12 protein-coding genes are annotated in these 13,643 nt (G+C 58.2%); 8 read left to right on the top strand and 4 right to left on the bottom strand.

The window, feature by feature from the left end:
• From AC2FJW_RS08025 to AC2FJW_RS07990, 8 genes are read left to right on the top strand one after another with little or no spacing between them, the layout of a single operon-like run.
• Entirely contained in the window at positions 1 to 849 is an 849-nt protein-coding gene (locus AC2FJW_RS08025; protein WP_142636166.1) for a carbohydrate ABC transporter permease, read from the top strand.
• Between the two features lie 22 nt (positions 850 to 871).
• The gene (locus AC2FJW_RS08020; RefSeq protein WP_496749759.1) at positions 872 to 2,212 is read left to right on the top strand and encodes an alpha-glucosidase/alpha-galactosidase; all 1,341 of its coding nucleotides are present in this window, start codon (positions 872 to 874) and stop codon (positions 2,210 to 2,212) included.
• 24 nt (positions 2,213 to 2,236) lie between these two features.
• A complete protein-coding gene (locus tag AC2FJW_RS08015) occupies positions 2,237 to 3,946 on the top strand; it encodes an IlvD/Edd family dehydratase (protein ID WP_496749757.1) in 1,710 nt (569 codons plus the stop codon).
• Positions 3,946 to 4,713: an SDR family NAD(P)-dependent oxidoreductase gene (locus AC2FJW_RS08010; protein ID WP_496749756.1), complete on the top strand. Its 768-nt coding sequence runs from the start codon at positions 3,946 to 3,948 to the stop codon at positions 4,711 to 4,713. Before AC2FJW_RS08015 ends, AC2FJW_RS08010 begins: the two co-directional genes overlap by 1 nt.
• A gap of 4 nt (positions 4,714 to 4,717) precedes the next feature.
• Positions 4,718 to 5,611, top strand: coding sequence for a 2-dehydro-3-deoxygalactonokinase (locus AC2FJW_RS08005; protein ID WP_496697100.1), 894 nt, complete (start codon positions 4,718 to 4,720; stop codon positions 5,609 to 5,611).
• Positions 5,608 to 6,213 carry a 2-dehydro-3-deoxy-6-phosphogalactonate aldolase gene (locus AC2FJW_RS08000; protein WP_496749754.1) on the top strand — a complete coding sequence of 202 codons (606 nt, stop codon included), beginning with the start codon at positions 5,608 to 5,610 and terminating at the stop codon, positions 6,211 to 6,213. Before AC2FJW_RS08005 ends, AC2FJW_RS08000 begins: the two co-directional genes overlap by 4 nt.
• The gene (locus tag AC2FJW_RS07995; RefSeq protein ID WP_496749753.1) at positions 6,210 to 7,070 is read left to right on the top strand and encodes an SMP-30/gluconolactonase/LRE family protein; all 861 of its coding nucleotides are present in this window, start codon (positions 6,210 to 6,212) and stop codon (positions 7,068 to 7,070) included. Before AC2FJW_RS08000 ends, AC2FJW_RS07995 begins: the two co-directional genes overlap by 4 nt.
• Positions 7,067 to 8,986: a beta-galactosidase gene (locus AC2FJW_RS07990; protein WP_496749751.1), complete on the top strand. Its 1,920-nt coding sequence runs from the start codon at positions 7,067 to 7,069 to the stop codon at positions 8,984 to 8,986. The genes AC2FJW_RS07995 and AC2FJW_RS07990 overlap by 4 nt, the downstream gene beginning before the upstream one ends.
• Before the next feature lie 27 nt (positions 8,987 to 9,013).
• Here the strand turns inward: AC2FJW_RS07990 and AC2FJW_RS07985 are convergent, their stop codons facing one another.
• The 4 genes from AC2FJW_RS07985 to AC2FJW_RS07970 all read right to left on the bottom strand — a co-directional run bounded on the left by AC2FJW_RS07985 (position 9,014) and on the right by AC2FJW_RS07970 (position 13,548).
• Positions 9,014 to 10,264 carry an ABC transporter permease gene (locus tag AC2FJW_RS07985; protein ID WP_142636150.1) on the bottom strand — a complete coding sequence of 417 codons (1,251 nt, stop codon included), beginning with the start codon at positions 10,262 to 10,264 and terminating at the stop codon, positions 9,014 to 9,016.
• A complete protein-coding gene (locus tag AC2FJW_RS07980; RefSeq protein WP_142636148.1) occupies positions 10,261 to 11,181 on the bottom strand; it encodes an ABC transporter permease in 921 nt (306 codons plus the stop codon). The genes AC2FJW_RS07985 and AC2FJW_RS07980 overlap by 4 nt, the downstream gene beginning before the upstream one ends.
• Positions 11,182 to 11,193: 12 nt before the next feature.
• Complete coding sequence (locus AC2FJW_RS07975) at positions 11,194 to 12,306, bottom strand: ABC transporter ATP-binding protein (RefSeq protein WP_142636146.1); 1,113 nt, start codon at positions 12,304 to 12,306, stop codon at positions 11,194 to 11,196.
• 117 nt (positions 12,307 to 12,423) lie between these two features.
• Entirely contained in the window at positions 12,424 to 13,548 is a 1,125-nt protein-coding gene (locus tag AC2FJW_RS07970) for an extracellular solute-binding protein (RefSeq protein ID WP_496691368.1), read from the bottom strand.
• Between the last annotated feature and the right edge of the window lie 95 nt (positions 13,549 to 13,643).

Here is a 13,643-nt window from a genome sequence, read left to right as displayed (position 1 = left end):
ATGTTTCCCAAGCCAATCGAAAAACAACCTCGTGCAGCGCAGATCACCTATCAGGCGTTGCTGCCGCTGGCCTTGCTTCTGTGGCTCGGGCCGTTGCTGGCCGTCGCCCTGTTCTCGGTCAAACCCGCCGCGGATTTCACAAATGCCAACTACTGGGGGATGCCGTCCAGCTTTGAGGGCGCATTCAACTATGGGCAGGTGTTTTTCAATTCGGATATGCCGCGCTATCTGATGAATTCCTTCCTGATCACCGTTCCCACGGTCATCGGGTGCGTCGCGCTCAGCAGCATGACGGGGTTTGCACTCGGCATCTACAAATTCAAATCGAACCTTTGGATCTTCTTCCTGTTCGTAGCGGGCAATTTCGTGCCTTTCCAAATCCTCATGGTGCCCGTGCGCGACCTGACGCTGGACCTGGGCCTGTACAACACCAAGACCGGGCTGGTCTTGTTTCACATCGCGTTCCAGACCGGGTTTTGCACCCTGTTCATGCGGAATTTCATCCGCGCCCTGCCCTTTGAACTGATCGAGGCGGCGCGGGTCGAAGGGATCAGTGAATGGCGTATCTTCTGGTACGTGGTGCTGCCGCTGATGAAGCCCGCCATCGCGGCGCTCAGTGTGCTGATCTTTACCTTCATCTGGAACGACTATTTCTGGGCAGTAGTGCTGACGCAAGGTGCTGAGAGCCAGCCTGTAACCGCAGGGATCACCAGCTTTAACGCGCAGTTCCGCGCCGCCTATCAGCTGATGAGTGCCGGTTCCATTGTCGCGGCGCTGCCGCCGGTTGCCATGTTCTTCCTGATGCAGAAACATTTTATCGCGGGCCTGACACTCGGTGCCGTAAAATAACATCAAGCTAAAGGTTTGCCTGATGACCAAAATCACTTTTATCGGGGCCGGTTCCACGATCTTCATGCGCAATATCGTGGGCGATGCCCTTTTGACCCCCGCCCTGGCCGACAGCCATTTCGCCTTGATGGATATCGACACACAGCGCCTGGCTGAGAGCGAATCCGTGGCCCGCGCCATGGTGCGCTCGGTCGGCACGGGGGCCACCATAACCACCCATACCGATCGACGCGCCGCATTGGAGGGGGCGGATTTCGTGATTACCGCCTTTCAGATCGGAGGGTATAACCCCTGCACAGTGACTGATTTCGAGATCCCCAAGCAATATGGCCTGCGTCAGACCATCGCCGATACGCTGGGCGTGGGCGGGATCATGCGCGGGTTACGCACCGTTCCGGTTCTGTGGGACGTGGCGCAGGATATGTTGCAGCTCTGCCCCAACGCGACGCTGTTGCAATATGTGAACCCGATGGCGATCAACACCTGGGCTTTGGCCGAACGGTTTCCGACATTGAAACATGTCGGACTGTGCCATTCGGTGCAAAACACGGTCGAGGAACTGGCCCATGATCTGGACCTGCCCAAGCACGAGTTTCGTTATAAGGTCGCAGGCGTCAACCATGTGGCTTTCTTCCTCAAGCTCGAGCATCGGGGCCGCGATCTCTATCCTGCGCTCCGACAGGGATATGCCGGTGGACAGCTGCCGAAACCGCCTCTTTTGATGCCACGCTGCCCCAACAAGGTCCGATACGAAGTGATGGATCATCTGGGCTATTTCTGCACCGAAAGCTCGGAACATCTGGCCGAATATGTGCCCTGGTTCATCAAGGACGGGCGCGACGATCTGATCGAGCAGTTCTCGATCCCACTGGATGAATATCCCACCCGCTGCGTCGAGCAGGTCGAGGACTGGAAAGAACAGGCCAAGACCCTGACCGACGGGCGTGCGGTTGAGGTGTGCCGCAGCCACGAATTCGCGGCGGACCTGATGAACGCCATCGTGACCAATACGCCCTACACCGCCTATGGCAACCTGCCCAATACCGGCCAGATCCCACAGTTGCCCTTGGGGGCTGCTGTGGAAACGCCATGCCTGGTGGACATCAACGGGGTGCAACCCTCGGTCGTGACCGACATCCCACCGCAGCTGATTGCGCTGATGCGCACCCAGATCAACGTGCAGGAACTGACCGTGCGGGCGCTGACCGACCAGAACCCCGAATACATTTACCACGCCGCCACGATGGACCCACACACAGCCGCCGAGCTCGACCTGCGCCAGATCCGTAATCTGGTCAGCGATCTTTTGATCGCGCATGCGGATTGGTTGCCAGACTGGTGCAAACCGGCCAAAGCGGCATGACCAAATATTAAAGGGCTGACAATAATGACAAAAAAACACCGCTCGCAGCATTGGTATGGCAAGCTGGACAAGGATGGTTTCATCCACCGGTCCTGGATGAAGAACCAGGGCTTTCCCGACCATGCCTTTGACGGGCGTCCCATTATCGGCATCTGCAATACGTGGTCCGAACTGACGCCGTGCAATTCCGGCCTGCGCGATCTGGCCGAAGGCGTCAAACGCGGCGTGTGGGAGGCTGGCGGCTTCCCGGTCGAATTCCCGGTCATGTCGCTGGGTGAAACGCAAATGAAGCCCACCGCCATGCTGTTTCGCAACCTACTGGCCATGGATGTCGAAGAATCCATCCGCGCCTATGGGATTGACGGCGTGGTTCTACTGGGTGGCTGTGACAAAACTACGCCGGGGCAACTTATGGGAGCCGCCTCGGTCGATCTGCCCGCCATCGTTGTCAGTTCCGGCCCGATGCTGAACGGCAAGTATCGCGGACAGGATATCGGCTCGGGCACGGATGTATGGAAGTTTTCCGAAGCCGTGCGCGCCGGGGAAATGACCCTGCAGGATTTCATGAGTGCTGAATCCGGCATGTCGCGCAGCGCCGGTGTCTGCATGACCATGGGCACCGCGTCGACCATGGCATCCCTGGTCGAAGCGATGGGCATGAGCCTGCCCACCAACGCCGCGCTACCCGCCGTAGATGCTCGCCGAATGGCGCTGGCGCATCTGACCGGCAAACGGATCGTCGAGATGGTGGATGAAGACCTCAAACCCTCGGACATTCTGACCAAAGAAGCCTTTGAAAACGCCATTCTGACCAATGCTGCCGTGGGCGGATCGACGAACGCCGTGGTGCATCTGCTGGCTTTGGCCGGTCGTGTAGGCATCGACCTGACACTGAAGGATTTTGAGATCGGGTCGGATATCCCGCTGCTTGTGAACTGTATGCCCTCGGGCCAATACCTGATGGAGGATTTCTGCTATGCAGGTGGCGTGCCTGTGGTTTTAAACGAACTCAAACCCTTCCTACGACCGGCCAAAACGGTTCTGAACAAGGATATTTCGGCCCATTACGAAGGTGCAGAATGTTTCAACCGCGATGTGATCCGCCCCTTCAACGACCCAGTAAAACCTGCCGCAGGCCTGCGTGTGCTGCGCGGCAATCTGGCACCGAACGGGGCCATTGTGAAACCTTCGGCGGCCACGGACGCACTGTTGGAGACCGAGGCTGTGGCCCATGTCTTCGAAAGCATCGAAGATATGAAGGCCAATATCGACAGAGATGACCTGCCGGTGACGCCCGAGACCATATTGGTGCTGAAAGGCTGTGGACCCAAGGGTTATCCCGGCATGCCCGAGGTTGGCAATATGCCGATCCCGGCCAAGCTGGTGAAGGACGGTGTGCGCGACATGATCCGTATCTCGGACGCACGGATGTCCGGCACGGCATTTGGCACTGTCATCCTGCATGTCAGCCCCGAAGCCCAGGCGGGCGGCACGCTGGCGCTGGTCAAGACCGGTGACCGTATCCGTGTATCCGCTAGCAAGGGCGCGCTCGAGTTGCTGGTTGACCAAGTTGAACTGGACGCCCGACGCGCCGCATGGCAACCGGACGCTCCGCATTACACCCGCGGCTATGCCAAGCTTTACATAGACCACGTCCTGCAAGCCGATCAGGGTGCGGACCTGGATTTTCTTGTCGGCAAAGACACCCGCCTTGTGACCAGAGAGAGCCACTGATGGACCAACCCGCCACTTTCCACGACCTGAACGGTGCATCCGTCTTTATCACCGGAGGTGGTTCTGGTGTCGGGGCCGCTTTAACGGACGGATTTCTGGCGCAGGGTGCGCAGGTCGCCTTTATCGGGCGCTCCGACGCCAGTGCCTTTGTTGATGAGATGCGCGCCAAGCACGGGCGCGGGCCGCTGTTTCTGCAAGGCGACATGACAGATACCGACCTGCTGCGCGCCTCAATGGCCAAAGCCGCCGAGGCCCATGGCCCCCTTGATGTGCTGATCAACAATGCCGCCAACGACAAACGCCATTCGCTTGACGAAACCACGCCCAAATTCTGGGACTGGATGATCGAAGTGAATCTGAAGGCGTATTTCTTTGCCTGCCAAGAAGCCGCACGTCAAATGCAGGACAAAGGCGGATCAATCATCAATTTCAGCTCGATCAGCTATATGATGGGTAATTCCGGTTATCCGATCTATACAACATCAAATGCCGGGATCACCGGGATGACCCGGTCGTTGGCGCGCGAGCTTGGCCCGCAGAAAATCCGCGTTAATGCGCTGGCCCCCGGATGGGTTCTGACACAGAAACAGCTGGACATGTGGGCCACGCCAGAAGATCTGGCCGCACATCTGGAACGCCAATGCCTAAAGGACCACCTGACGCCCGAGGATATGATCGCACCGACCCTGTTTCTTGCGTCGGAAGCCAGTCGCGCCATGACCGGGCAATGCATGGCCGTTGATGGCGGTGTTGTAGTAACAGGATGAGAACATGACAATCGAATGGATCGCTGTTGATTGGGGAACAACTCATCTGCGGGCATGGGCAATGCAAGGTGACACCATTCTGGACCAGGCTCAGTCCGCAAGCGGCATGGACCAAATTCCCCGGGATGGGTTTCAAAAAGCATTGCTGGACCTGATCGAGGGCTGGCTTGGCGATGCCGCCATTGATGTGGTCGCCTGCGGTATGGTGGGTGCGCGTCAAGGCTGGGTTGAGGCACCATATTCCGCTGTACCTTCGGTTCCTGTTTCCGATGCACCTGTCCGCGTTCCGGCAACAGATCCCCGAATCCGCGCCTTTGTCGTACCCGGGCTAAAGCAAACAAGCCCCCCCGATGTCATGCGCGGAGAAGAGACACAGATCGCCGGTTTTCTGGCCCACCGGCCAAACTGGGACGGCATCATTTGCCTGCCCGGAACGCATACCAAATGGGTACAGGTCAGCGCGGATGAAGTCGTCAGCTTCCGCACATTCATGACAGGCGAAATCTTCGGATTGCTCAGCAATCAATCCGTCCTGAAACATACGGTCAGCGAAGGCTGGGACGACGCAGCTTTTGCCGAGGCTGTGGCGGATGCCCTGTCCCGACCGGAACAACTTGCCGCGCGCCTTTTCGGCCTGCGGGCCACTGATCTGCTGCAGGGCCAGGACTCTGGTGTCGCACGCGCGCGTCTGTCGGGATACCTGATCGGAGCGGAACTGGCCGCGTCCCGTCCCTATTGGTTGGGCCAGCAGATTGCCATTATCGGGGACCAAAGCCTCTCGGAAATCTATGCCATCGCACTGAAACAACAGGGTGCATTTGTTGAAATAGCCGACAGCACGCAATCTACATTGGCAGGTCTTTTGCAGGCCCGAAATCTGACGAGGCAAACCGCATGAGCCGTCCTATCATTGCAATTCTGCGCGGTCTGCAACCCGTAGAGGCCGCCGAAGTCGGGCAGGCCCTGATCGACGCGGGCCTAGACCGGATCGAGGTGCCCCTGAACTCACCCGATCCGTTGACCAGCATCGGCATTCTGGCGGAACGTTTCGGCGATCGCGCATTGATCGGCGCCGGAACCGTCCTGACCATCGAACAGGTCGATGCGGTGGCCGGGGTCGGCGGCAAGCTGATCGTCTCGCCAAATTTCGACGCTGAGGTGATACAGCAGACTATCAAACTGGGCATACAAAGCTGGCCAGGCGTCTATACCCCGACCGAGGCCTTTGGCGCGCTCAGCGCAGGGGCAACCGGGCTCAAACTGTTTCCGGGCGTGATGGCGGGGCCCTCGGGCCTGGCCGCAATACGCCCGATCCTGCCCAAGGACGCGCTTGTCTTTGCTGTGGGTGGGGCGGGCCCCGAAAACTTTGCCGATTGGCTCAAGGCCGGGGCGGACGGGTTCGGGATCGGCTCGGCCCTGTTTAAACCGGGAATGGCCGTTGCCGACATTGCAGAGCGCGCGCGAAAGATCGTCTTGGCCTATGACAAGGCCACCCAATGAGTGTCGTGTTTGACGACCGTCCCTGCGATCTGGGCGAAGGGCCTTTGTGGCACCCGGAACGGGCGCAGCTATTCTGGTTCGACATCACCGGCAACCGCCTGATGACCCAGAAGGACGGGCAGCAGCAAAGCTGGCAGTTCCCGGAAAATGTTTCAGCAGCAGGCTGGGTGGATAGGGACACGCTGTTGATGGCTTCCGAGACCGGGCTGTGGCGCTTTGAACTGAAAACCGGCGCGCGTAGCTTGGTCACCCATCTAGAGGCGGACGATACGGTCACCCGTTCCAACGATGGCCGCGCTGATTCCTGGGGCGGTTTCTGGATCGGCACCATGGGCAAGAACGCCGAACCCGGCGCTGGGTCCATCTATCGGTTTTGGCACGGAGAACTGCGGCGGCTGGTGCCGGATGTCACGATCTCGAACGCCATCTGTTTTGCGCCGGATCGCACTTGCGCCTATTTCACCGACACGGTCACCAGACAGGTCATGCGCTGGAGTTTGGACCCGGAAACCGGGTGGCCAGAAGGCCAAAGCACCGTGTCCCTCGACCTTACCAAAGACCAGCTGAACCCTGATGGAGCAGTGGTCGATACGAGCGGAAATATCTGGATCGCCCAATGGGGCGCCAACCGCGTGGCTGCTTACTCGCCTGAGGGTCGGTTCCTGAAGGCGGTCGGTTTTGACGCGGCCCATGCCTCGTGCCCGGCTTTTGGCGGGCCAGACCTGACAACGCTGTTCTGCACCACCGCTCGCCAAGGGCTGGATGCGGCACAGATTGAAACCCAACCTACCAACGGAATGACCTTTGCCGCGCCCGACGCAGGCAAAGGTCAGGCAGAGCACAGAGTCATCCTATGAACCCCGAACTTGGCGTTTGCTATTACCCCGAACATTGGCCAGAGGCGATGTGGGCGGACGATGCAGCACGTATGGTCGAAACCGGCCTGACATGGGTGCGGATAGGCGAGTTCGGCTGGAGCTGGATGGAGCCCACGTCGGATGATATGCACTTCGACTGGCTGGATCGCGCAATCGAAACCTTAGGTTCTGCCGGGTTGAAAGTGGTGCTGGGCACGCCAACAGCGACGCCGCCACGCTGGATGCTGGACAAACACCCGGACATGCTTGCCGTGGATGCGCAGGGTCAGCCGCGCAAGTTCGGCTCTCGCAGACATTATTGCTTTAGCCACACCGGGTATATCGAAGAATGCGTTCGGATCGCACGTGTCATGGGCGAACGCTATGGGCGCAACCCGCATGTCGCAGCATGGCAGATCGACAATGAATATGGCTGCCACGACACTACTGTCAGCTATAGCCAACCCGCCCTACACGCCTTTCAAAACTGGCTGGAAGGTCAATACAGCACGATTGAAACCCTGAATGCAGCGTGGGGAAATGTGTTCTGGTCAATGGAAAATGACAGGTTTGATCAGATCGACCTGCCGAACCTGACAGTGACAGAACCCAACCCGGCCCATGTTCTGGCCTTCCGGCGGTTCAGTTCAGATCAGGTGGTGGCCTTCAACAGGGCACAGGTCGAAGTGCTGCGGCCCCTGACCGATGCGCCTTTGCTGCACAATTACATGGGGCGTGTGCTGGATTTCGACCACTTCGCAGTGGGTGCCGATTTGGATATCGCCACATGGGACAGCTATCCGATCGGGTTTCTATCTGACCGGCTTGAGGCGGATAAGGCACATAAGTCGACCTTTCTGCAGCAAGGCGATCCCGACATGCAGGCCTTTCATCACGATCTGTATCGCGCTGTGGGGCGCGGACGTTGGTGGGTGATGGAACAGCAACCCGGCCCGGTGAACTGGGCCCCTTACAACCCTGCACCTCTGCCCGGTATGGTGCGCCTGTGGTCGCTTGAGGCCGTGGCGCATGGGGCCGAGGTGGTCAGCTATTTCCGCTGGCGGCAGGCGCCCTTTGCGCAAGAACAGATGCATGCAGGACTGCTGACGCCGGACAACCGCTCTGCCCCGGCTTTGGCCGAGGCACGCCAAACCGCCGATGATCTGGCCGGGCTGGGAGCAATCACACAGGCCAGAGCGGATGTCGCGATCCTGTTCGACTATGCCTCGGATTGGGCCTGGGCGACGCAACCTCAAGGGGCTGGGTTCGACTATTTCAAACTGGTCTTTTCAACCTACCAAGCCCTGCGCCGGGCTGGATTGTCAGTGGATTTCCTGCCTGCGGATAACATCCCAAAGGCGGGATATAAGGTGATCCTTGCACCGGGTCTGGCGACCATCGGACCCGGTCTGGAACAACGCCTGACCAATGGTTGTGATCTGGCTGTTCTGGGCCCGCGCTCTGGCGCCATCACGCAGGACTTTCAGATACCCGCAACTGGTCGCCCCGGGCTGACTGCACTGGATTGCACTGTCGATCTTGTGGAAACCCTGCCCCCTCAGGTGACCCGGGAAGTTGATGGTGGCGGCGCAGCCCGTCACTGGGTCGACCGCCTGTCAGGAAAGGCCCCGGACCTTTTGGCATTTCAAGACGGAGCACCTGCCCTGAAAGGGACCGACCACATGTGGTATCTGGCCGGGTTCCCGGATGACACGTTATGGGATCGCGTGATCAGCATGGCCGCTGCTCTGACAGGCATTGCCTTGCATCCGATGCCTCAGGGTTTGCGGCGGCGCCAGACCGCCGGGCATACATTCCTGATCAACTACAATTCGGCGCCGGTTGAATGGAACGGCCGGATGATCGAAGCCTGTGATGTGTTCATTCAGGAAAATGACACGCCCGCCAAGGGGTAACCCCGGCGGGCGCAAACTGCGAGGCGCTTAGTTCGCCTGCAAACTGTTGGGATCAAAGGCACCGCCATTGCCCGAAGGCGTTTCAGTACCAGAATCCTCTTCTTCGTCACCCAGAGTATTCGGCGCAAACACATTGCCGAAACCGCTGTTATTCGAGGGTTTCGGGGCCGATTCCTGCGCACCCTCTCCCTCTTGCTCAGCCGCTTCCGCCTCGCGCTTTTTGCGCTGTTCTTCGCGCTGCTTGCGCAGCTCTTGAATACGCAGATCAGCTTCAAGGCGCTTTTGCTCTTTGACATCTGCGACACACTGAGCCGGATTGTAGGCGGTTGCGGTTCCGACCACAGTGATCGTGGCAACCGCAAAGACAACCAGCAGAACCGCAGCAAGGTTCCCGGCAAAGAAGCTGGGAAGCTTGATCTTGCCCGCCAGTTCCTCGACCGTGGCGTTCTTGCGTGCAGCAGCCACCAGTTCCTGTCGCTTCAGCTTGGCCTCGTTCAGCAGGGCAAAGAACACCGTCAGCGCCACGATGATGAAGGCCAGCGCCGAGATCGAGGGCGTGATGCCATAGCGCACCTTCTGCGCCAGTTCGATGGTCAGCGTCGGGTATTCACCAAAGGTGAAGGTGGTGGTGTTGTAGTTCTCAAACGAGGCCAAGAACGCCAGCACTGCCGCGCTGGCAATCGCCGGACGCATGAACGGAAGCATGATCTTGCGGAACGCCTGAGCATGGGTTGCACCCAGATCCAGCGCGGCCTCGGTCAGCGCCATATCATAGCGCTGCAACCGTGCCACCAGCACCAGCATGCAATAGCTGGCGATAAAGGTGGATTGGCCGATCACCGTCAGGAATATCCCGTTTGACAGGAAACTGTCGGCACCCAAGCCCAACATCCGGTTGATCCGGTCCCAGAACACCAGTGTCGAGATACCCAGAACAACGCCCGGGATCAGGATCGGCGCGATGATGACCGTATAGTAGGTCGCGCGCAGTTTTGGCCAGATCTGCGTCAGCATCAGCGCGCCCGCAAGACCCATCGCCACCGATAGAACCACCGTTCCGGCGCCGATGATCAGTGAGTTCTTGATGCCGTTCAGGATACGTTGGTCCTGAAACAATTCGCCAAACCACTGGAAGGTCAGACACTCCCACGGTGTCATCCTTGGGAATTCGGACGAGTTGAAGGCCGTGACCGACATGATCACCAGCGGACCCAGAAGGTACAGGAAGAACAGCACCAGGTAGACCCAAATGCTTACACGGAGGAAGGACAAATTCATTTCCCTATATCCCCCATATTCACCTTGAACAGGCGCATAACGGCCAGCACGAACAAGATACAGGTCACCAGCAGAACGATGGCGTAGGCGGCACCCTGCGGCCAGTCATTGTTGTCGTTGAACTGCTGATAGATCAGCTGCGTGAACCACAGGGAGGACGGCCCGCCCAGAATTTGCGGCGCGGCCAGCGCACCCGCGGACAGCATGAACACCATAGTACAGCCCGAACTGATCCCTGGCTTGGCATAGGGAATGACCACGCGCCAATGGATACGCCACCAGGGGGCTCCCAAATCTCGCGCCGCCTCGATCTGGTTTTTATCCAGACTTTCTATGACGTTATACATCGGGAAGATCATCAGCAAGATATAGGCATAGCCCAGCCCGGCATAGAGCGCGATGTCATTGCGGATGAAATCAAACGGCATATCCCAGACCCCCAGCCCAGTGAACAGCGTGTTCAGTACACCGGTTTCGCCAAAGATGATCCGCAGGGCAAAGGCGCGCAGGATCTCATTGATCCAGTAGGGGATGATCAGCATGATCGCAAAGATGCGGATGTGACTGCCCTTGGACTGACCCAGATAATAGGCGATCGGATAGCACAGGATCAGGTTGAAAATCGTAACGCATACCGCGGCCAGAAGGGTGCGGAAAAACACCCTCAGATCGACGGCGTTATAGTCCTGGCTGCCGCCTTCCGGGCCATAGATCAGGTATTTGTAGTTCTCCAGCGTATAGACATCCTTTGGCCCCCCGATCTCGGGCGGGGGCAGGTTTGGCCGGAATGAGAAATCCAGCATCGACAGCTGCGGCAGGATGATCAGGCCGATGGTCCAGAACAGGACCAAACCCAGTATCATCAATCCCATGCCGGTGCCGTTGCGGTTGAAGAATTCTTTCAGAAAATGGGGCATATTTTTATCCCCTTATTCCGCGGCCAGCTCACCCGCTGGAACCAGAACCGCATTATGGGTCTGATATTCCAACGTGATGGTCTGCCCGGTATGGTCATCGAAAGATTGGCCTAGATTGGGCAGCGATACCTTAATTTCCTTGCCGCCATCGCCTTCGGTGAAAATATTGAAGGCGTTACCTTCGAATTCTTCATGGTTCACGCGGGCGGTTACAAAATGGTCGCCCACTGCACCGTCCGGGGCAATCGCCAGCGCCTCGGGGCGAATGAACATCATCGCGTCATCGCCTTCTTTCAGCTTGCCCTGATTTACAGTGGAAATCCGTGCGACCAGATCGCCGGATCGGTTGGTTGCAATCAGCGCCTCATCTCCCATGACTTGCTTGATCTTGCCGCGGAAAACGTTGTTTTCGCCAACGAACGACGCCGCAAAAGCCGTGTTGGGGTCATTGTAAATTGTCTTGCCATCGGCAATCTGGTCGATCACTCCTGCACGCATTACGGCGATATTGTCCGACATGGTCAGCGCTTCGCCCTGGTCGTGGGTGATATAGATAAAGGTGATACCGACACGCTTCTGAATCTCGCGCAGCTCGGTGCGCATATGCTGGCGCAACTTCAGGTCCAGCGCCGAAAGCGGTTCGTCCAGCAGCAGTACATCGGGTTCGGCACATAGGGCGCGGGCAATCGCCACGCGCTGACGCTGACCACCCGAAAGTTCGCTGGGCAGCTTGTCACCCTGTCCCGGCAACGCGATCATGTCCAACAGCTCATCGGCCCGCTTGCGGCGCTCGGCCGCGCTGGCGCCTTTGATCTCCATCGAGAAAGTGATGTTTTCCCAGACTTTCATCAGGGGGAACAGCGCGAGGTTCTGAAAGATCAGGGCAGTCGGGCGCTTGTTGGGCCCGATGCCGCGCATGTCATTACCACCGATCAGAACCTTACCCTCGCTGGGGTCCAGAAACCCCGAAACAGCGCGCAAAATCGTTGTCTTGCCGCAACCGGATGGTCCCAGGAACGAAAAGAAATCGCCCCCGTTTATGTTCACATTTGCGTCCCGCACCGCGACAAAATCGCCGAAACGGATCCACAGGTTTTCAAGATCTACACCGACCCCTGCACTCATTTTTGGTATCTCCGATTGATGCGCTTGGTGGTGCGCACCCAAATGGGTTCCGTCACGCAGTGGCGTGCGGGTTGGGAGCCCCCCGCGTTTGGCGGAGGGCACTTTTTTGAAAAGCTATCAGGCGCTTTTGAACTTGTTGACGAACTCGGTCCGGGTTTCCGCATACCAGGGCGCTTCGGCCGGCCACGGATTGAGGTTGGCCAGCGAGTCGCCCGGATAGGCTTCGGCGAAGTTCTTCTTGTAGGTGTCGCCCGAATATTGGTCGGCACCCAGAACGGGCGAGTTGTACCCGTGGCTGTCGATCGCAACGCCGGCCGGTTTGGCCTGGTAGGCAAAGTCGATGAAGGCATAGATCTGGTCGATATTGGCAGCACCTGTTGGAATTGCCATACCATCAACCCAGGCCATCGCCCCTTCAACCGGAGCCTGATAATGCACAGGCTCACCTGCAGATTTAAGTGCCAGCGGCGGGCCATCCCATGTCTGGCCAACAATCACGCCTTCGTTCAACAGACCGTTCTTCTGTGTGTCGGCGTCGTTCCAGATCAGCTTGATGCGGTTCTTACGTTCGATACACCAATCTGCGATCTGACCCCAAACCTTGCGCATGGTATCTTCGTCGCCATAAGCGGCCCAGACGGAACCGGGCTCCATCTCGCCTGCGCGCTCCATGTACAGGCCTGCGCCCAGCATCATCGAGTGCGCGCGGCCCATGGTCTTACCTGCGTTTGCTTCGGACCAGACGTCGCCATAGGACGGTGCGTCACCTTCAGGCAGCCACAGATCAGTCCGATATGCGATGCCTTCAGTTCCCCAGATATGTGGCAACCAATGCACACCGGAATCGCCAAAGTTCCAGGCATCTGTACCAATCGCTGCCATCGCCGGGTTCACCAGATCAATCGGAACCTTGTTCATGTCAAAAGGCTGCAACAGCTCAAGCGGTTCCCACTGCAAAGACCGGTTATTGGTCGGCGACACGATGTCGAAACCCTGACCCTTGGTGGCCTTCATCTTGTTGATGATTTCTTCGTTCGACCCGATACCGGTATAGTTCACCTTGATTCCGGTCAGTGTCTCGAATTCCTGCAAGAATGCTGGCGGCAGGTAATCGGACCACATCAGAATGTTGATCTCACCCGAGGACGCCAGCGCGCTTTTGCTGTACAGCGGTGCTGCAAGTGCTGCCGCCCCTGCGCTCTTCAAGATTGTACGTCTGGAAAGGTTTTTCCGTTCGGCCATATTCGATTCTCCCATAGTTGGACTTTCAGTCCTATTGTTATGCAATCACAGGCTAGAGGGTTGCTGCAAAGCTGTCAGTCCAAAAGTGACAGTTT

This window comes from Ruegeria sp. CDSA020, from assembly GCF_059612345.1.
This window is presented reverse-complemented; position numbering and strand designations above follow the sequence as displayed.